This is a genomic window from Amycolatopsis sp. QT-25 (genome assembly GCF_029369745.1).
Classification (GTDB): Bacteria; Actinomycetota; Actinomycetes; order Mycobacteriales; family Pseudonocardiaceae; genus Amycolatopsis.
This window is the reverse complement of the sequence record NZ_CP120210.1, coordinates 349,549-369,210: the sequence shown is the minus strand read 5'-3', so window position 1 is coordinate 369,210 and position 19,662 is coordinate 349,549. Positions and strand designations below refer to the sequence as shown.

Here is a 19,662-nt window from a genome sequence, read left to right as displayed (position 1 = left end):
TCACCGACCGGCAGTTCGGGGGGACAGGAAAGGCAGCGCGGCCTTTCCGTTCAGGGTGGCGGCGAGGGCGAGCAGAACGCCCGCGCCACCGGTGACGACGTCCATCGACAGCCGCAGCAGCTGGTTGCCGGGGAACGCCAGGCCACCCTTGTACGGCACCGCGTACCAGGCCAGCCGGGAAAGATGCAGGTCGATGGCGTCGCGGACCCACTGGTCCGGGTCGGCGCCCATGGCCAGCGCGGTCATCAGCCCACCCCGGCCGAACAGCAGACCGGGATGGATGACGAACTCGCCGCGGCATGCTTCACGCAGGCCGGGAAGGCTCTTCAACGCCTTCGCGTCGGGGCGGTGTTTCGCCAGCTCTTCGGCGACCATCAGGATCCCCGCGCTGCCGACACCCGCGTAGGGCAACGTCCTGGTCTCGCCGTCGCGGACCTGCAGTGAGCCGTCGTCGGACTCCCCGCACTCCTCGATGTCCCGCTCGAGCGCCTGGTCGGCGAAGGACAGCCAGCCCTGTTCGTGAGTGCGCTCGAACAACCGGACGAACAGCAGTGCCGGACCGGACCAGCCGTTGAGCAACCCTGCCCTGGCGAAGTCGCCCGGCGGGTCGGCGGTTTCGAGCGCTTCGGCGAGCCGGACGGCGGTGGCGAGCGCCTGCCTGCCGAACTCGTTGTCCTTGCGGGACACCGCGAAGTGCAGCTGGGTGAGCCCGATCCCGGACAGGCCGCCTTCCAGACCGTGGTCGGTGGTCTGCGCGACCAGCGTCGCCGACGCCGACAGCAGCTTGGTCGCCTCGTCCCGGTAGCCGAACTCTTCGAGGACGTACGCGATGCCGTAGGAGCCGTCGTAGAACCCCGGCCGTCCCGGCGGTTCGCGGCGGATCGAGTCCAGCAGCCAGCGTTCGTGCTCCTGGTGACGCTCGCCGCCGACCGTTTTCAGGGCATGGAGGACACCGGCCGCACCGTAACCGAAGCATGCTCCGCCGACGCGGAACTGTTCGATGTCGCCAGGGAAGAGCCGGTCGGTGCGCTCGGGGGTCGCGCTGGCGAGGATCGCCTCGACGATCTGCTTGCGGACCAGCGTCCAGTCCGGCTTGTCCTGGTCGAGCTCGGTCGCGCTCGGCAGCGGCGGGACGTTCCGGGGCGCGAGTTCGGCGACGATCGAGTCGGCGTAGCCCTCCGGCACGTCGAAGCGCTGTTGGACGAAGTCGGCGAGCCCGCGCAGCTTCGCCGGGGCGAGCTCGAGGAGCGTCGTGAGCGGCAAGAAGATCCACAGCTTCAGGACGGCGAGCGCGTACTCGTCGACCTCGAACCCGTTCCGGTCCCGCGGGGCGCGGAAACCGGGGGCGCCGAGGGCGGGCCGCACACCGGTCTCCACGTCGGACGCCATCTCGAAGTCGATCAGCGAAACCGAGTCGTCGTCCCCGTCGACCAGGATGTTCAGCGAGTGCAGGTCACCGAAGACGATGCCGCGGCCGTGCACCTCCCCGACCATCGCCTCCACCCGCCGGACCAGCGCCAGCGCGCGTTCGGTGTACGCGGCGATGTCGGCCTCGGTGGTGTCGCGCCGGGTGAGCGGGTAGTTGCGGGCGAGCCAGCTGCCGAGCGAGACGCCGGGCATGTACTCCATCGCCAGGAAGTGGTGCTCCCAGACGGTGAAGCGGTCGAAGGCGGTGGGGATGCCGTCGATGCCCTTCAACCGGTCCAGCACCTCGTGCTCGCGGCGGAGGCGTTCGACGGCGTCGACCTCGTCGCGGTCGAGGCCGGCGAACGGCCTGGCCTCCTTGAGGACCACCCGCTCGTCGTCGGCCTTCCGGTCGGCGAGGTACACGCCACCGCCGTTGGAGAAGTGCAGCGAGCTTTTCACCTGATAGGGGAACTCGTCCGCGCCGCCGCTCTTGCGAGCCGCGAGGTGCGGGGCGAGGAACTCCGGAATCGTGACCCAGTCGGGGACGGAGAAGGTCGGTTCGCGCTTGTCCGGGACCAGCGTGCCGTCCGGTTTGCGCACCGCGAGGACCCGCTTGCCGTCGAGTTCGACCCATTGCTCGGCGAATCCGCCGTAGCGCACGTAGAGCGGGCCGGCACCATACCGAAGATCACTGAGAATGTAGGCCCCTGGCTCCCCGTCGAGCTTCGCGGACAACTCGGCGAGAACACGCTCGAGCTCGATGTTGTCAGCTGGATAAAGAGTGAGTAACTTACCGCTTCCGTCACGCGGAGCGTATTTCGAATTCCTTGCCAGCAACGTGCTCCGCGAACGCAGATGCTTGTAGGACACCTCGCGCTCGACGCAATGTTCGTGCACCTTCGTGAGCACGCGCTCGGCGTTGCCCAAACCTGCGGAAACATGGATTTTCCAGCCCTGCGAAGGAAGGTTTCGAGCAACAGGGTGCAAAAGCCGCCACACTCCGCGCACTCCGGTGCGCCAGCCCGTGGCGGGAGCGGGCAACAGGGAGGCGAAATCGTCGGCGGCGTCCCCGTTTTCCCGCTGCTCATCGAAGAACAGAGGATCGGCGAAGCAATACGCTTCGTACCGGACGTCCATCGAGCGCCCCCTCCTTGGCACCAATCGGATGGGCCATGTGCACCATCGCGATGGAGAATATTCCACCCGCCGGATTGCGAACGGCCAATCCGCCATATCGGGGGTTCGGCTGGGCTGTTCAGGGACGTGAATTCGAAACCTACCGAATGGTAGGGGTACCCAGGGTGAGATCAAGTCCGATTTCAACCACCCGGTCGGTGTGTAACAGGAAGGGATCGGCGCCGTAGTCCCTGGTCGAAGCGCCGATCGCAATAATGCCCGGCCAAAGTGACCGAACACCGTATGAACGCGCTTTGTGATCAATTCACCCCCGCCTGGACCATTGTCGCCTCTCGTGGCGCCCGCCACGAACGCCACCGGTCGCCCGTCGGCGGAGATCGGCCCACGGGTACGTTGTGGCCGGTGGAGCGGGTGAGGAGGCGCGTGTGAGCACAGGTTTCGCGGTGACCGTCGCGATTTGCGCGATCCTGGTCGCGATCTGGAGTTTCGTGCAGTCCGCGCGCAAGAAGCTTCCGGACAACGCACTGCTCGCCGGCCTCGCCGTGGTCGAACTCCTCTTGGTGGCGCAGCTCGTCATCGGGATCGTCCTGCTGATCGGCGGCGGCCGCCCCGGCAGCATGGCCACCTACCTCGCCTATCTGATCGGCTGCCTGGTCGTGCTCCCGCTCGGCACCTTCTGGGCGCTGGCCGAGCGCACCCGGTCGAGCACCGCGATCCTCGGCATCGCCTGCCTCGCCATCCCGGTGATGGTGCTCCGGCTGCACGAGGTGTGGGCGGGTGCCAGTGCCTGAAGAAACCGAGGAGAAGACGGTGGACACCGCAGCGGACAAGGCCTCCGGACCGGGACGGATCCTGGTCGCCGTGTACGCGATCTTCGCACTGGCGGCGACCTCACGCGCCGCCGTGCAGATCGGCACCAAATTCCCCGAGGCACCGCTGGCCTACACGCTCTCCGCGTTCGCGGCCGTCGTCTACCTCTTGGCCACCGTGGCACTGGCCCGCCGCGGCGCGCGCTGGTGGCGGATCGCGCTGGTCGCCTGCGGCGTCGAACTGCTCGGCGTACTGACCGTCGGCACGTTCAGTCTCTTCGACCGCGAAGCCTTCCCGCACGCCACCGTGTGGTCGGTGTACGGGCAGGGTTACCTCTTCATCCCGCTGGTACTGCCGGTGATCGGGTTGTTCTGGTTGCGGCGGACGAAGCCCTGACCGGCCTGGGCTCGTGAGCGATGCCTCGACACCGGACGTGGTGAGTACGGCCGCGCGAAGACCTGGGTGCCGTGGCACCGAACTCGCGTGATGGGGAGCGTATCTCGCGTGATCGAGGGCGTGTCTCGCGTGATCGAGGGCGTATCTCGCGTGATGGGGAGCGTATCTCGCGTGATCGACGCCGAACGCGAGTTGCGCCTCTGGTCACGCGAGTCACGACTTGGCCCTCGAACCTCACTTGTCGAAACAGCCGTTTTCGTCGAGCGGGCCGAAGCTGGGCAGGACCAGCCCGCACAGGTAGCCGTCGATCCAGCGCCCGTTGCCCGCGGCGTTGGTCAGCACCCGGATCGCCGGCGCGAACGCGGCGATCCCCTTGGCCAGGGCATCCTGGTTGCGTTGCAGCATCGAGGTCAGCCGGTCGAGTTGTTCGAGCACGGGCCCGAGTTGCCCGTCGTTGTCGGCGATGATGCCGTCGAGCGCGGTCGCGAGCCGTTTCGCCCCGTCGAGCAGGTCCTTGATCGCCTGCTGCCGGGTGGAGATGGCGCGCAGCAGCGCGTTGCCGTCCTGAATCAGCCGCTGGACCTCGGCGTCGCGGTCGACGAGGGTCCGCGAGACCTGCCGCGTGTTCGCGACCAGCGTCCGGAGTTGCCGGTCGCGTGAGGCGATGGTGCCGGACAGCCGGGAAATCCCGTCGAGCGCGGCACGCACGTCGGCCGGAGTATCGGCGAACGTCGCCGACAACATGTCGAAGCTTTTCGCGAGCTGATCGACGTCGACGGCGTCGACGGTTTTCGACAGATCCCGAAACGCTTCAAGGACGTCGTAGGGCGCGGTGGTCCGGCGCAGCGGGATCGGTTCGCCGGGATCGAGGATCGCTTCGCCGCGCGGGTCGAGCGCCAAATACTTCTGTCCCAAGACGTTCTTGATCTGGATGGACGCGCTCGTGGCGTCGCCGACCCAGGCGTCCCTGACCCGGAAGGAGACGAGCACGCGATCGCCCGCGAGGTCGACCTCGGCCACTTTGCCGACCTTCACCCCGGCGATCCGGACGTCGTTGTCCACGCGCAGCCCGCCCGCGTCGGAGAACTCGGCGGAATAGGTGACGCCGCCACCGAGCACCGGCAGCGCGTCGGCGTTCAGCGCCGCCACCATCCCGAGGGCCATCGTGGTGAGACCGGCGAGCGCCGTCTTGACCGGATCCACCGCGCCGAAGGACCTCATCGCCTCACCTCGCAGGTCACGAGCGGCAAAGCCTAGGGGCCACTCCTGCCCGTCGCCAGGCGAAACGTTGCACCGATCGGGTGGCAATGTCTGTCCATTATGGACTCAGGTGGATCGTGACGGCTGACCCCAGAGCTCGTTCGCCGTCCCCCGCGCGACATGCTCCTCGTAGCTCTCGACCTTCCGGCTGATCAGGTCCAGGCAATCGGCCAGCTCGGCGATCCGGTCGCGGACGGAGTTCTGGTGGTCCCGGAGCAGCTCCAGTCGCTTTTCCTCGTTTCCCGGCCCCTGCCGGACGAGAGCGGCGAATTCGCGAATGGTGGCGAGCGGCATTCCGGACGCCCGGAATTTCGTGCAGTTCAGCAGCCATTCCACGTCGTGTTCGGTGTACACACGGCGGTCGTTCGCGTCCCGTCGCACCGGCGCCACGAGCAATCCTTCCTTCTCGTAGAAGCGAAGCGCGTGCACGCTGAGTCCGGTCCGGGCGGTGACCTCACCGATCGCGAGTTCCGTCATCTCACCGACGATAACGGTTGACAGCGTTCGACGGCGGTTGACCTAGAGTGCCCTCTAGCTCTTAGCGTCCGCCGCATGAACGACTCACAGCACAAGATCGGGTCCGGCTTCGGCGCGCGCAGCACCGCCCGGGAAGTACTGAGCGGGATCGACCTTTCGGGCAAGGTCGCCGTCGTCACCGGCGGCTATTCGGGGCTGGGCCTGGAAACCACGCGTGCCCTGGCGAACGCCGGGGCGCATGTGGTCGTCCCCGCCCGCCGTCCGGCCGACGCCGGGGCCGCGCTCGCCGGGATTCCCGGCACCGAGGTCGGCGAGCTCGACCTCGCCGACCTGACCAGCGTCGAGGCCTTCGCCCGCGAATTCCTCCGCACCGGACGCCAGGTCGATCTGCTGATCGCGAATGCCGGGATCATGGCCGCGCCGGAACGGCGGGTCGGCCCCGGCTGGGAGTCGCATTTCGCGATCTGCCACCTCGGCCACCACGCCCTGGTGAGCCGTCTGTGGCCCGCGTTGAAAGCGGCAGATGGGGCGCGCGTCGTCACGGTGTCCTCCGCCGGTCACCACTCCTCGGCGATGCGCTGGGACGACGTCCAGTTCGAGCGCGGCTACGACCGATGGCTCGCCTATGGCCAGGCCAAGACGGCGAACGTGTTGTTCGCGGTGCGGCTGGACGCGCTCGGCGCCGCACACGGGATCCGCGCGTTCAGCCTGCATCCGGGCGCCATCCTCACTCCCCTGCAGCGGCATATGCGGCGAGAGGAAATGGTCGAGCGCGGGTGGATCGACGAGCACGGCGACCAGGCCGACCCGAGCTTCAAGTCGCCGGAGCAGGGCGCGGCCACCCAGGTCTGGGCGGCGACGTCGCCGCTGCTCGACGGGATGGGCGGCCTCTACTGCGAAGACTGTGACATCGCCGACATCGCCGAAGTCGCCGTCGAAGAGGGCGAATGGACGGGTGTGCGCCCGTATGCGGTCGATGCCGGTGAGGCCGCGCGGCTCTGGGAGCTCTCCGAAAACCTCACCGGCGCCTCCCGTGCCTAGTTCCAGAACCTGATCTCCGGATTGCCCGGCACCGGCCCGTCGAGCAGCGGCTGATGTCCACCGCGCAGGTTCCTGTCGAAGAACGCGGAGACGTACGCCCTGGTCAGCTCCATGCCGCGCTCGCCACCGAGCAGACCGGGCCAGGCAAGGCCCAGCTGCTCACCGAGTACGCCGACGTCGGTGAAGGACGCGTGCTCCGCCGTCGCGACACTGATCCAGCGCTTCCAGCCGGTGAGGTTCGGCCAGCTGCCCGCCCACGTCGTGTCCGGACCGGCCGGGGTGTACTCGCTCTCCCGGCCGAGCAGCAGGAACGGCCGGTCGATGCCGGCTGCGGGGATCGGCGACCACAGCCTGCCGTCCAGGTCCGCGCCCGCCCGGATGCGCTGGTCGGCGACCATCGCGGTCGGTGTGCTGTATCCGCCGATGGAATGCCCCGCCATGCCGATGCGGGTGCGGTCGATCAGCCGGGACCAGGAAGACGAGGGCCTGGTCAGCGTGTCGAGGACGAACGAGACGTCCGCGGAGCGGATCGGCGGCAGCAGTTTCGAGTCGGAGCCGCACGCGGCGCATTCGATGACGCGCCCGTCCGGGAAGGCGGTGCCGTGGGACTCGTGGTTGTGACCGATCAGTGCGACGACGAACCCCTTGCTCGCCAGCTCTTCCGCGAGCCCGGTGAGCGTCGTACGCGGTTTGCCGAACCCTGGCGACAGGACGGCGAGCGCGCGCTTTCCGGGCCGGGCCGGGGCGTCGACCCGGGCGCTGGTCCGGAGTCCGGAGAGCAGTGCGGGGTCGATGTCGGGCAGGCCCGATGCGGCCAGGAAAACCTTGGCCTCGGCGAAGGTGAGGTACGGCCGCTTCGGGCCGATCGGCAGCAACGCCGGGTAGAACATCGACACCATCAGCTCGCGCGGACCGGACGGCACCCAGGGGTCCTTGCGTGAGGTGTCGACGAGGTGCAGATCGGTGGAGCCGAGGGGATGCGAGCCGGTCGGCGGTGGCAACGTCAGCCGCGGGGCCGCCGCGGCGGGGCTCGCCGTGGCCGCCATTCCGGCGAAGGCGAGCAGTGCGACGAGAAGCCTTCTCATGAGGATTCCGTTTCTGTCGAGGTTTTTCCCGCACCCAGCCTGGAGCCCGGCGACGTGTTCGCGCGTCTGTCGCAAGTCGTATCCCGGGGTCTGCCGTCAGAGGGATCCGCGCCGCCCGTTCCAGGATTACGCTCGACTGGTGCTGGCCTTTCTCAGGAGTCGTCCGAGAGCCGTCGACCGCGTTCTGACCCTCCTCGTCGGACTGTCCACTGTGGTCTCAGCCGACGACCCGGAGGGCTTCGAGTGGTGGCTGACCTCCTTGGTGGCCCTGGCTTCTTTGCTCGTTCGCCATCGGAATCCCACGATCACCTTCGCGGCCGGGGCCACGGTCTCGCTCCTGCACCTGGCGATGGGAAACGATCTCCGGCCCGTCGACGTCGTGGGGTTGATCGGCCTCTTCTCCGTCGCGGCCTGGGGGTCGCGACGGCGTTCCGTCGCGTTGCTGGCGGTGGGCCTGCTCGCGGCCGGGGCCTGGGCGTTCCATGCCTCCGAAACGAACACAGCGAACACGCGGGCGCCGGTTCCGCTGTCACCGCGGATCATCGTCATCGATCCGCTGGCGCCGGTCACCGCCGACTACTCCGACACCGCCGCCGCCGAAGACGATCGAGTGCAGGATTGGGGCGGTTTTCCGGCTATCGGCCTGTCACTCGGCGTGGCGTGGCTGGCCGGGCTGAACACGCGGCAGCGCCGGATCCGCCTCGCGGTGCTGGAACAGCGGGCCACCGATCTCGAACGCGAGCGCGACACCCAGGCCGCACTGGCCGTGGCGGCCGAACGCGGCCGGATCAGCCGCGAACTGCACGACGTCGTCGCGCACGCGCTTTCCGTGGTGGTCCTGCAGGCGCAGGGCGCCCAAGCGGAACTGGAGCGGCGGCCCGAGCGATCACGGGAGGCGCTGGACGCCATCGTCGACACCGGGCGGACGGCGTTGAGCGAGATCCGGCGGCTGCTCGGCGCGCTCGGCCAGGACGAACCGGAGTGGGCACCCCGGCCCGGGGCCGAGCGCCTGCCGCGGCTGGCCGCCGACATCCGGTCGGCGGGCACACCGGTCGAGTTCCGCGTCGAAGGGGAGCCCCGGCCACTGTCGTCCACAGTGGACTTGGCGGCCTACCGGATCGTGCAGGAGTCGCTGACGAACGTGCTGAAACACGCCGGTCCGGACGCGTCGGTGACTATCGTGCTGCGGTACGGGCCCGGAACACTGGAGATCGAGGTGACCGACGACGGCATCGCGGCGGAAGCGCCGTCCGGCACCGGGCACGGCCTCGAAGGGATGCGGGAGCGAGTGAACGTACTGGGCGGCACCTTCGACGCGGGACCCCGGCCGGACCGCGGCTTCGCCGTCCGCGCGTCCCTGCCGTCATGACGATCCGGGTGGTCATCGCCGACGACCAGGCGCTCGTGCGCACCGGTCTGCGGATGATCCTGGACAACGCGGACGACATCGACGTCATCGGCGAAGCGGGTGACGGTGCGGAGGCCGTCACGCTGGTGGCGGAGCTCGATCCCGACGTCGTGCTCATGGACATCCGGATGCCCGAAATGGACGGCGTCGAGGCCACCGCCGCGATCGCCAAGGCTCATCGAGCCCGTGTGCTGGTGCTGACCACCTTCGACCTGGACGAATACGTCTACGCCGCACTCCAGGCGGGGGCGAGCGGATTCCTGCTCAAGGACTCGCTGGCGCCGGATCTCCTCGCCGGCGTCCGCGTGGTCGCCGCCGGGGAGGCCACCCTCGCGCCCACCGTCACCCGGCGGCTGCTCGACCGCGTCGTCACCGGCGGTCTGCCCACGTCGGCACCGGACGGCAGGCTCGCGCTGCTCACCGGGCGCGAACACGAGGTGCTCCAGCAACTGGCGCGGGGCCTGTCCAACGCCGAGATCGCCGGCCTGCTGTACCTCTCGCCGGGGACGGTGAAGACCCACGTCGGCCGGATCCTGACGAAACTCGGCCTTCGCGACCGCGTCCAGGCCGTCGTCTTCGCCTACGAGTCCGGGATGATCAGCCGCTGACCGCGGCGGGGGTGCGCCAGTGCTTGCCGCGCCGGGGCCGCCGGTGCTGGCCGCGCCTGCCGAGGTCACGCAGGTCGTCCGAAGGGCGAGCGGCGAACTCCTCGGCCGTGATGCCCATCCGCACGAGGTACTTGATCTCCCCGCGCACCACCTCGGTGTCGCGCAGCCTGCCCTCCTCGCGGAAGCCGAGCCCGCCGTGCAGCGAAAGCGACGCGAGGTTGCCGCCGTACACGGTGACCTCGCATTTGCCGAAGCCGCGCTGGCCGAACATATGCGCCAGGAGGACGGTGATGGCGTCGGTGGCGTAGCCGCAGCGCTGGTGCCGAGGGGCGATCCCGATGCCGTAGCCGAACCGGCCGGTCACCGGGTCGGCGCCGATGGTGCAGACCGACCCGACCAGCATCCGGCCGCGCACCGTCTCGATGCCGAAGTGGATGTCGTCGCCGGAGGACCCCGAGCGATGCGAAGCCCAGTGCCGGTGTCCGCCGCCGATCAGCGGCGTCGCCTCGCGGGCCATGTCTCGGTCGAACCCCATCAGGACCCGGCGATCGCGGAGACCGACCTCGCGCAACCGCACCTTCCGCCCGACCTGCGCGGGTTCCAGGGCGGTGCGGCTCACCGCGTCCGACCGCACGACTGCTCACGAACGATCACAAGCATGCTTCGACGATATCGGTACCCGAAACGCCCGAAGGCCCCCACCCGGTACGGATGGAGGCCTTCGGCGTGAAGAAAGTCAGATGGCGACGACGCGCTGGGCCTGCGGGCCCTTCTGACCTTGACCGATCTCGAACTCGACGCGCTGCCCTTCGTCCAGGGACTTGAAACCGCTGCCCTGGATCTCCGAGTAGTGCACGAACACGTCCGGTCCGCCGTCGTCCTGAGCGATGAAGCCGAAGCCCTTTTCGCCGTTGAACCACTTAACGCTGCCCTGAGCCATACTTTTATACCTGCTCTTCATAGCGAGTCTGAGCCCATTCGATGCCCCGATCTCGCCGTCCATTGTTGCAGGTCTTGCCGCGTAGCACACGTCGCCATCCCAAATTCGTACAGATTGCCAGGTCAGCGCCACCCTCGGCGGGTCGGCCGGGAGTCCGGATCGCCGGTTTCGACGTCTTCGTCCCGCTTCGGGGTTGACCTTGACCCTGCGTCAGGGTCGGACCCTTGCCGCATGACGAACAGACCCCCACTCGGAGAGTTCCAGGAGATCGACGGCCGCCGCCTTTTCGTGCACCGATCGGGTGACGGCGGGCCCGCCGTCGTGTTCTTGCCGGGGGCGAGCGCGGTCGGCCTGGACTACTTCGGTGTCCAGCAAGAGGTCGCGCGGTTCACCACCGCCGTGCTGTACGACCGCGGGGGCACGGGCTACAGCGACGCCCTCCCGTTGCCCCGCGGCGCCACCGCGGTCGCCGGCGAGCTGCGGGAACTCCTCCTCGCCCAGGGCATCGCCGCCCCGTATGTGCTGGCGGCGCACTCTCTCGGCGGCCTCTACGCGCATCGGTTCGCGCAGCTGTACCCGCGAGAGGTGGCCGGACTGGTCTTCTTGGACGCCCTTCACCCCGGCTGGGACGACTTCATGCCGCCCGCGGCGAGTCTGGCCGAGGCCGAGCGGCCGAGGCCCGAGCCGGACCGCCAGGCCCTTCGCGCGATGCACGCCGAGCTGTGCGCGGGCTATCCGGAGGAGGTGGGCCCGCCGCTGATCGAGGCCAAGATGAGCGACGAATGGCTCCGTGCCGGCGCCGCGGAACGGACCGGCTTGGTCGCGCTCGCCGAAGAACTGCGGGGCGGACCGGACCTTCCCGACGTCCCGGCGATCGCGCTCACCGTCGTCGGCATCGACCCGACGCGGATCGATGAGGCCAAGACGAAGATGGACGCCGCGCGGGTGAGCGGGTTCTCGCGCGGGGAACAGCGGGTGATCTTCGACACGCTCCACCACCGGCTCTGCTTCGACCGCCCCGACGCCGTGGTCCAGGCGATCCGCGACGTCGTCGCTTGGTCCCGTTGAGGGGAAGCGCCCCGTAGCGTGGTGAGCCGGAGGTCCACGGACAGGAGGACGGGTGCTCACGATCGGCAGGCTCGCGGCGACCGCCGGCGTGACCGTGCGTGCCGTTCGTCACTACCACCACATCGGCCTGCTGCCCGAGCCCGAACGCGACGCCTCCGGTTACCGCCGCTACAGCGCGCAGGCGGCGGTGGACCTCATCCGGATCAAGACCCTCGCGGACGCGGGCGTCCCGTTGTCCCGCATCGACGCACTGCTGCACGCGGAGCCTGCCGAGTTCGCCGCCGCCATCTCCGACATCGACGCCGAGCTGCGGCGCCAGATCGACCGGCTCACCGAAAACCGCCATCGGATCGCCGAACTGACCGGCGGTGAACGGCTCGTCCTGCCTCCCGGCGTGGTCGCCCTCCTGGAGCGGATGCGCGGCCTCGGCGTCAGCGAACAGCGGGTGCTGCTCGAACGGGACGCGTGGATCCTGATGCAGGCGCTGGAGCCGCGTGCGATGCCGGAACGGCTGCGCGACAAGAACGCCGCCTTCGACGATCCCGAGACGCTGCGTGTCTACCTCGCCTGCGATCAGGCCATCGGCTGGGATCCGCGCGATCCCCGGCTCGACCGGCTCATCGACGACCTGGACGCCTGGGCGATCGAGCACGAACGGGACGGCGGGCGGCCGGGACACCGCGAGCTGGTGGTTTCCCGGATCTCCGAGTCGTCACCGGCGTGGCGGCGCATCGTCGGCGAACTCGCCCATCGTGCCCGGTCGCGTCAGTGCTCTTCCGGTTCGGGGCCGATCCGGTAGGGCACGGGCTTGCCGTCCGCGTCCCGCGCCGGGACCGGATGGCCGCCGGCGTCCACGATCCTGCCGTCGACGATCCGGTCGCCGTCCTGGAGCCGCGAGAGGGCCTTGAGGTCGGCGTAGTCGATCACCCTGGTCGCCGTCGCGAACACCGACGGATCGCGGCCCTTGCCCGGCTTCAGGTGGTTGAACAGCAAGTTCAGCGCGACGGCCATGAGCGCGGCGGAGCTGATCCCCGAGTGGAAGATCGTGCCGACCCACGCCGGGAAGTGGTGGTAGAACTCCGGCGCCGCGATCGGGACCATGCCCAGTCCCACGGAGGCCGCGACGATCACCAGGTTCATGTTCCCGTTGTAGTCCACTTTGGACAGGGTCTTGATCCCGGATGCCGCGACGGTGCCGAACAGCACGAGGCCGGCACCGCCCAGCACCGGGTACGGGATCGCGGCGACCACCCTGCCGAGCACCGGGAGCATGCCGAGGACCAGCAGGATCACCCCGCCCGCGGTCACCACGAACCGGCTCCGCACCCCGGTGATCGCGACGAGGCCGACGTTCTGGGCGAACGCGCTCTGCATGAAGCCGTTGAAGACCGGCGCGATCGCCGAGGACGCCATGTCGGCGCGCAGCCCGTCGCCGATCCGGCGTTTGCCGACCCGCGTGCCGACGATCTCCCCCACCGCGAGCATGTCGGCCGTGGTCTCGGTGAGGGTCACGAGCACGACGATGAACATCGACACGATGGCAGCGACGTCGAAGGTCGGCGCGCCGAAGCCGAACGGGGTCGGCACCGCGAAGATCGGGCCGTCCCAGACCCGGGAGAAATCGGCCTTGCCCAGCACGGCGGCCAGCACGGTGCCCACCACGATCGACAGGAGGATCGAGAGCCGGGAGATGGCCGGGACGGCGACCTTGCTGAGCAGCAGCACGATCGCCAGCGTCATCGCGGCCAGCCCGATGTTGGAGACCGACCCGAACTCCGGCGCCTTGGTGTTGTTGCCCATCGCCCATTGGGCCGCGACCGGCATCAGGCTGAGCCCGATCACGGTGATCACCGTTCCGGTGACGACCGGCGGGAAGTACTTCACCAGCCGGGAGAACACCGGCGTGACGAGCAGACCGAGCACCGCGGACGCGATCACGGAGCCGAACACGGCGGGCAGCCCGCCGTCGGCCACGATCGCGGTCATGGTCGCCACGCCCGCGAAGGAAGTGCCCTGGACCAACGGCAGCCGGGAACCGAAGAAGGGCACGCCGAACGACTGCAGGATCGTCGCCAAGCCACCGATGAACAGGCACGACGCGACGAGCAGCCCGATCTCGGCCGGCGAAACCCCCGCGGCGCCACCGATGATCAGGGGCGGCGCGATGATCCCGCCGTACATCGTCAGGACGTGCTGGATGCCGTAAGTGAAACTCTTGCCGATCCCGAGCCGTTCGTCCTCGGCCCTGCCGCCGGCCGCCGCTTCGGCCTGCGTCCTCTTCACCATGGATCCGCCTCTCCGTCGAAGCGAGCGATGCGGGGCAGTTTCAATCTGCGGAGGTTAACTTCCACATCGCAGAACTTGCAAGACCCTGCCCGTAGGGGTCGTTCTCCCGGCGAGCGGACGAAGATCCTTTCCGCACCGGGGCGCCACGGTGCACCGATGATAGAAAGTGCTTGCCCAGTCGGTGAAGATCCCGAGGCAGGAAGACGGCACACATGGCGAATCCGCTGGTCGCTGAGCGTCAGGACGCCACCAAGGGTCACTCCGGTGTCCCGCTGCTGGAATCGGCGATCGACCTCAAAGAGGGCATCGAGAAGGGCGACTGGGCCGCGGTCGCGATGGGCGCCGTCGGGACGGCCCTCGACGCGCTGTCGATGGCCATGGACCCGTTCGGTTCGATCCTCGCCGCGGGAGTGGGCTGGCTGCTCGAACACGTCGGCCCGCTCTCCGACGCGCTCGACGCCTTGACCGGCGACGCGGACCAGATCAAGGCGCAGGCCGAGACGTGGTCCAACATCGCCAAGGAACTCGGCGCCATCGGCACGGATCTGTCCGACCTGGTCGAGGCGGACCTGCAGACGTGGGCCGGCGACGCCGCCGACCGTTACCGGGAACGGTCCCAGGACACGGTCACCGTGCTCACCGCCGCCCAGAAGGGCTGCGAAGGCGCCTCGAGCGGGGTCAAGACCGCGGGCGAGGTCGTCGCCGCCGTCCGCACGCTCGTCCGCGACATCATCGCCGAACTCGTCGGCCACCTCGTCAGCTGGGCGCTTCAGGTGCTGTTCACCCTCGGCATCGGCCTGACCTGGGTGGTACCGCAGGTCGTGACCGCGGTCGCCAAGACCGCCGCGAAGATCGCCGACCTCACCACCAAACTCGTCAAGGCGCTCAAGGGCCTGATGCCGCTGCTCAAGAAGGCCGACACGCTCTTCGACGACGCCGCCAAAGCTTTGCGCAAGCTCTCAAGCGGCAAGGTGGACGCCCCGCCGCCGCCCAAGACCCAGGGCGGGAACGACCGCGGGATCGACTCCAAGAAGGACAAGGAAGACGAGAGCACCACCAGTTCCGGTGCCGACGGCAACGGTGGTGGCGGCGGCCGCGACAAGGGCGGTGACACCAACCCCAACGACAAGAGCGGCAACACCAAGAGCGACAACGACCAGACGAACACCAGCGGCACCGGCAACGGCGGCACTCGCGACCGGGGTGGCGACGACGCCTCCACCAAGAAGGACGGCAACGGCGACCGGTCGACGCCGTCGGATGCCAAGAGCTACTGCGGTGACCCGGTCGACGTCGCGACCGGCGAGGTCGTCATGACCCAGGTCGACGTGACCCTGCCCGGTGCCGCGGGGAATCTGGAGCTCTCCCGCACGCACCTGTCGTCCTATGGCGCCGGCCGATGGTTTGGTCCATCTTGGACGTCCACAATGGACCAGCGGCTGGTCTTCGCGGGCGGCCGGATCCGGTTCCACGCCGAAGACGGGATGGTGCTGGACTACCCCGTCCCGGCCCACGAGCCCGTTCTGCCGCGGCAGGGTCCGCGCCACCGGCTGCGCCGCGCTCCGGACGGCTACCGGCTGTCGATCGGCGATCGCGAGCTGCTCTTCGCCGGCGACCGCGGCGTCCTGCCGCTCAGGGCCATCGAACAGAACGGAAGCCGTACGGAGTTCGGCTACGCGGCCGATGGCACGCCTGCGGGCATCCGCCGTGACGACGGCGTCGAACTCGCGATCAGCACGATGAGGGGGCGGATCGTCGCGCTCGGGGCCCCGGGGCAGCCGCCGCTGGTGAGTTTCTCGTACAACCGGCTCGGCCAGCTGAGCACGGTCACCGACTACGCCGGTCGCCCGATGGCACTCGACTACGACTTCGGCCACCGCCTCGTCGGCTGGCGTGACCGCACGGGCACTTGGTACCGCTACGTCTACGACGATTCCGGCCGCTGCGTCCGCGCCGTGGGGGCGAACGGTTACTACAACGCGACGTTCGCCTACGAGCCCGGCGCGACCCGGCACACCGACGCCCTCGGCCACACGTGGACGTATCGCCTCAATGACGCCAAGCAGCTGATCGAACGCGTCGACCCGCTGGGCAACTCCCGGCGCTACACCTGGAACCGGCGCGACGAACTGCTGTCCCAAGTGGACGAACTCGGCCGCGAGACCGGCTTCGAGTACGGCGACGGCGGCGAACTGGTGGCCGTCCACCGTCCCGCGGGGTCCACGGTCCGGCTGACGCCCGCCGCCGACGGCGAGGTCCGGCTGTCGGCGGGTGAGATCGAGCGGGTGGTCCCCGTTTTCGATCCGGCCACCACCCTGGCGGGCACCGGGCTGCCGGTGCACATCCCGGACGCGCCGAATCCGCTCGACGACGAACCCGTGACCGACCGCCCCGGAGATCGCGACCTGTTCGGCCGCCCGCGGCTCGCGTACACGGCTTCCGGCGGCGAAGCGAAGCTCGGCTGGACGGCCGACGGCCGCCGCGCCTGGCGGCTCGGCCCGCATGGCGGTCGCGAGACGTGGGTGCACGACGCGGAAGGCCACGTCGTCGAGCACCGTGACGCGGCGGGTGCCGCGCGGCGCCGCGGGTACGGCCCGTTCGGTCTCGTCATGGAGGAGACCGACACCGCGGGCGCGCGCACGCTGTACACCTACGACGGCGAGCTGCGGCTCACCTCGGTGACCAACCCGAACGGCCGCACCTGGCGGTACGTCCGCGACGCCGCGGGCAGGCTCGTCGAGGAGGTCGACTACGACGGCCGCCGGATCGGCTACACCTACGACGCGGCCGGTCAACTGCTCCGCATGACCAACGGCACGGGTGACGCGACCGAGTACGACTACGACCTCCAGGGCAACATCGTCGCTCGGCGAACTCCGGACGACGTCACGCGGTACGCATACGACGCCCTCGGCAGGATGACCGTCGCCGAGAACGCCGAGTCGCGGATCGAACTCGTCCACGACGGTGACGAGGTCGTCGTCGACACGATCAACGGGCTCGGCGTGTGCCTGAGTCACGACGGTGAAACGCTGATCCGCCGCACGTCGTCCGGTGTGGACAGTGAGTGGCGCTTCACCGAAGCGGGATTGCCGAGTTCCCTGCGGATCGCCGGCCACGAGGTCGGCTTCGCCTACGACGCCGCCGGACGGGAGATCACGCGCAGCGTCGACGGCACCGTGGTGCTCCGGCGCCGATTCGATGCGGAAGACCGGCTCGCCGAAGAGGACGTCGCGGGTGTCGGGCGGCGCGTCTACCGCTACCGCCCGGACGGCAGGCTCGCCGCCGTCGACGACGCGATCCGGCCCTGGCGGCTCTCCTTCGACCCCGCGGGCCGGGTCAGCGAGGCGTGCGGACCCGCCGGCGTCGAACGGTTCACCCACGACGCGGCGGGCAACCTCGCCATCGACGAGACCCACTACAGCGGTGACGAGCGGGGCAGGGTCACCGCCGACGGGTCGTGCGCCTACGAATGGGACCACCTGGACCGGCTGCGTTCCGCGCGCACGCCCGACGGCGCGTTCTGGACCTACCATTACGACCCGCTCGGGCGGCGGTTCGCCAAACGCCGCTGGCTGCTCGGTCCGGACGGGGAAGCCGAACTCACCTTCGACGTCCGGTTCCTGTGGAGCGGGATGAACGTCGTCGAGCGCATGGATTACGACCCCGCCGACGAGTCCTACCGGCTCCTCACCTGGGAGCGCTTCGACGACGATCGTCCCGTCGTCCAGGTCGAGCGCACCGGCGCCCTCGAAGACGCCGTCTTCCGTGCCGTGCTCACCTCGCCCGCGGGAACCCCGACCGAGTTGCTCGACGAGCACGGCGCGCTGGTCTGGCAGGACCGCAGCAGTTTCTGGGGCGTGCCCTTGCCCGACGCCGACACCGCGGCGATGCCGCTGGCGTTCCCCGGCCAGCACCGCGACGAGGAAACGGGGCTGCACTACAACGTTTTCCGGTACTACGACCCGCGAACCTCGCGTTACCTCAGCCAGGACCCGCTCGGACTCGCCGCCGCGGCCAACCCCGTCGGCTATGTCGAGCAGCCGCTGCTCATCGGCGACCCGCTCGGCCTGGCCGGTTCCTGCGGCAAGACCGGGCCGGGCAAACAGCAGCGGCCCCAGCCCGTCGGCGCCGGCGGGCAGCCGCCGCCGCTGCGAAGGAGCCCGAGGAAACCTCCCATCAACGTCGACAAGATGACGAAGGAGGAGTTCGACCGGTTCAAGCCGAAACTCGACGAGATCCTGAAGGCCGACAAGCACTTCTTCTGGTCCGGCGGCCACAAGAAGCGCAAACGCGGGGAAGAGGACGAGTACCTCGGTTCGGTCGAGGAGAAGGCCACCAAGATCGCGAAGCAGAACGGCGGCAACACCCTCGAAGGCACCCTCAAGGACAACAACGTCAAGATGCCGGGGTGGATCAACGACCCCAAGGACCCGAGGAAGCCGCTCGTCCAGGAGAAGTGGGACTACGTCTCCGACACCTTCGCGAAGAACTCCAACAAGGACACGCACGTGGTCTTCCCGAGCTGGCCGGGCAAGGGACACGACATCTACCCGCACCGTCGCGAGGACAACGTGTTCAAGGTGACCGAGTACCCGAGGCTCGAAAAGATGGGGATCGACCACATCACCAAGCACAACGCGGAAACCGGGCACACCCGCCCGTACCGGCACACCCAGTGAAACATCCGGCGCCGCCGTCGGCGACCGCGCCGACCCGGTGCCGGTGGACGGCGAGATCCCGACGGACGCGGTGATCCTGTCCAAACCCGTTGGCGGCCGGGCCCGGCCGCTGCTATCTTGCCGGAGGCCGTGCGAGCGAACGAGGAGGTGGTACCCGTGAACATTTCGACATGGGTGCTCTCCTCCGGGGTCACGGTCGGGCGATAGGTCGTCCGGGAGCGCCGTTCCTGCGCACTCCCGAAAGGCACGACCATGCACTTCACTTCCGAAAAACTCCTCGACGACGGCGTCCTCGAACGCGAATTCACCCTCGGCGAGGTCCCCGGTGTCCTGTGGACGCCCGAGCCCGTGTCCACCCCGGTCCCCTTGATCCTGAACGGCCACCCCGGCGGCCTGGACAGGATGTACCCGCGGCTCCTGGGCCGGGCGCGAAGCTGCGCGGCGGAGGGTTACGCCGCGGCCACCATCGAGCTTCCCGGAGCCGGTGACCGGCCCCCTCTCGTCTCCGTCGACGAGGCCCGCGCCGACCTGCGGCGGGCACTGGAAGCCGGCGGGCCGGTCTCCGACGACATCGTCGATCGGCTCGTCCTCCCCCTGGTCGAACAGGCGGTCCCGGAATGGCGCGCCACCCTGGACGCCCTTCTCGCGCTGCCCGGAATCGGCGGCCCGGTCGGCTATTCGGGCGGGGTGATCGCCATCGGCACCAGGCTGGCGGTCGTCGAACCGCGGATCTCGGCCGCCGTGCTGTTCGCCGGAAGTTACGTGCCTCGCGACATGGTCGAAGAGGCGCGGCGGGTGACCATCCCACTGCACGTCATGCTGCAGTGGGACGACGAAGGAAACGACCGGCAGCACGCCCTTGACCTGTTCGACGCCTTCGGCTCCAAGGAGAAGACGTTGCACGCCAACATGGGCGGGCACACCGGCATCCCCCGGTACGAAGCGGAGGCGGCGGGCCGGTTCTTCGCCCGGCACCTGAAGTAGGGCGCGACCGTGCCGCGGCGGTATCGGCGATACCGCCGCGGTGCGATGTCGAATTCCGGACGACCCGTTCGTG

At 69.2% G+C, this 19,662-nt stretch carries 16 protein-coding genes; 9 read left to right on the top strand and 7 right to left on the bottom strand.

Annotated elements, in window-relative coordinates:
- Entirely contained in the window at positions 1-2,544 is a 2,544-nt protein-coding gene (gene lanKC / locus P3102_RS01810) for a class III lanthionine synthetase LanKC (RefSeq protein ID WP_276365999.1), read from the bottom strand.
- A 425-nt stretch (positions 2,545-2,969) separates the two neighbouring features.
- Between lanKC and P3102_RS01805 the strand changes: the two genes are divergently transcribed.
- Positions 2,970-3,335 carry a hypothetical protein gene (locus P3102_RS01805; protein ID WP_276365998.1) on the top strand — a complete coding sequence of 122 codons (366 nt, stop codon included), beginning with the start codon at positions 2,970-2,972 and terminating at the stop codon, positions 3,333-3,335.
- Positions 3,328-3,750: a hypothetical protein gene (locus tag P3102_RS01800; RefSeq protein ID WP_276365996.1), complete on the top strand. Its 423-nt coding sequence runs from the start codon at positions 3,328-3,330 to the stop codon at positions 3,748-3,750. The genes P3102_RS01805 and P3102_RS01800 overlap by 8 nt, the downstream gene beginning before the upstream one ends.
- Positions 3,751-3,984: 234 nt before the next feature.
- On the opposite strand, the gene P3102_RS01795 is transcribed toward P3102_RS01800, so the two are convergent.
- On the bottom strand, positions 3,985-4,971 hold the full coding sequence (locus tag P3102_RS01795) for an MCE family protein (RefSeq protein ID WP_276365995.1): 987 nt from the start codon (positions 4,969-4,971) through the stop codon (positions 3,985-3,987).
- Between the two features lie 105 nt (positions 4,972-5,076).
- The gene (locus P3102_RS01790) at positions 5,077-5,487 is read right to left on the bottom strand and encodes a MerR family transcriptional regulator (RefSeq protein ID WP_276365993.1); all 411 of its coding nucleotides are present in this window, start codon (positions 5,485-5,487) and stop codon (positions 5,077-5,079) included.
- A 75-nt stretch (positions 5,488-5,562) separates the two neighbouring features.
- On the opposite strand from P3102_RS01790, the gene P3102_RS01785 reads away from it, so the two are divergent.
- Positions 5,563-6,528, top strand: a complete 966-nt coding sequence (locus P3102_RS01785) for an SDR family NAD(P)-dependent oxidoreductase (RefSeq protein ID WP_276365992.1) — start codon at positions 5,563-5,565, stop codon at positions 6,526-6,528.
- Here P3102_RS01785 and P3102_RS01780 read toward each other — a convergent pair.
- Positions 6,525-7,613: an alpha/beta hydrolase gene (locus tag P3102_RS01780; protein WP_276365990.1), complete on the bottom strand. Its 1,089-nt coding sequence runs from the start codon at positions 7,611-7,613 to the stop codon at positions 6,525-6,527. The two genes, P3102_RS01785 and P3102_RS01780, sit on opposite strands and share 4 nt — an antisense overlap.
- Before the next feature lie 139 nt (positions 7,614-7,752).
- On the opposite strand from P3102_RS01780, the gene P3102_RS01775 reads away from it, so the two are divergent.
- Positions 7,753-8,982: a sensor histidine kinase gene (locus P3102_RS01775; protein ID WP_276365989.1), complete on the top strand. Its 1,230-nt coding sequence runs from the start codon at positions 7,753-7,755 to the stop codon at positions 8,980-8,982.
- Positions 8,979-9,629 carry a response regulator transcription factor gene (locus P3102_RS01770; RefSeq protein ID WP_276365987.1) on the top strand — a complete coding sequence of 217 codons (651 nt, stop codon included), beginning with the start codon at positions 8,979-8,981 and terminating at the stop codon, positions 9,627-9,629. Before P3102_RS01775 ends, P3102_RS01770 begins: the two co-directional genes overlap by 4 nt.
- Here the strand turns inward: P3102_RS01770 and P3102_RS01765 are convergent.
- Together P3102_RS01765 and P3102_RS01760 are read right to left on the bottom strand one after the other, a co-directional pair.
- Positions 9,619-10,263 carry a GNAT family N-acetyltransferase gene (locus P3102_RS01765; protein ID WP_276365985.1) on the bottom strand — a complete coding sequence of 215 codons (645 nt, stop codon included), beginning with the start codon at positions 10,261-10,263 and terminating at the stop codon, positions 9,619-9,621. The genes P3102_RS01770 and P3102_RS01765 overlap by 11 nt on opposite strands.
- A gap of 102 nt (positions 10,264-10,365) precedes the next feature.
- The gene (locus P3102_RS01760; protein ID WP_005149851.1) at positions 10,366-10,569 is read right to left on the bottom strand and encodes a cold-shock protein; all 204 of its coding nucleotides are present in this window, start codon (positions 10,567-10,569) and stop codon (positions 10,366-10,368) included.
- Between the two features lie 231 nt (positions 10,570-10,800).
- On the opposite strand from P3102_RS01760, the gene P3102_RS01755 reads away from it, so the two are divergent.
- Together P3102_RS01755 and P3102_RS01750 are read left to right on the top strand one after the other, a co-directional pair.
- A complete protein-coding gene (locus P3102_RS01755; protein WP_276365983.1) occupies positions 10,801-11,637 on the top strand; it encodes an alpha/beta hydrolase in 837 nt (278 codons plus the stop codon).
- Between the two features lie 52 nt (positions 11,638-11,689).
- On the top strand, positions 11,690-12,436 hold the full coding sequence (locus P3102_RS01750; RefSeq protein ID WP_276365981.1) for a MerR family transcriptional regulator: 747 nt from the start codon (positions 11,690-11,692) through the stop codon (positions 12,434-12,436).
- Here the strand turns inward: P3102_RS01750 and P3102_RS01745 are convergent.
- Entirely contained in the window at positions 12,403-13,923 is a 1,521-nt protein-coding gene (locus P3102_RS01745) for a nucleobase:cation symporter-2 family protein (protein ID WP_276365980.1), read from the bottom strand. The genes P3102_RS01750 and P3102_RS01745 overlap by 34 nt on opposite strands.
- Before the next feature lie 212 nt (positions 13,924-14,135).
- Between P3102_RS01745 and P3102_RS01740 the strand changes: the two genes are divergently transcribed.
- Entirely contained in the window at positions 14,136-18,605 is a 4,470-nt protein-coding gene (locus P3102_RS01740; RefSeq protein ID WP_276365978.1) for a DUF6531 domain-containing protein, read from the top strand.
- Between the two features lie 252 nt (positions 18,606-18,857).
- Positions 18,858-19,589 (top strand): alpha/beta hydrolase, encoded by a 732-nt coding sequence (locus P3102_RS01735; protein WP_276365977.1) that lies wholly within the window; start codon positions 18,858-18,860, stop codon positions 19,587-19,589.
- The last annotated feature ends 73 nt before the right edge of the window (positions 19,590-19,662 follow it).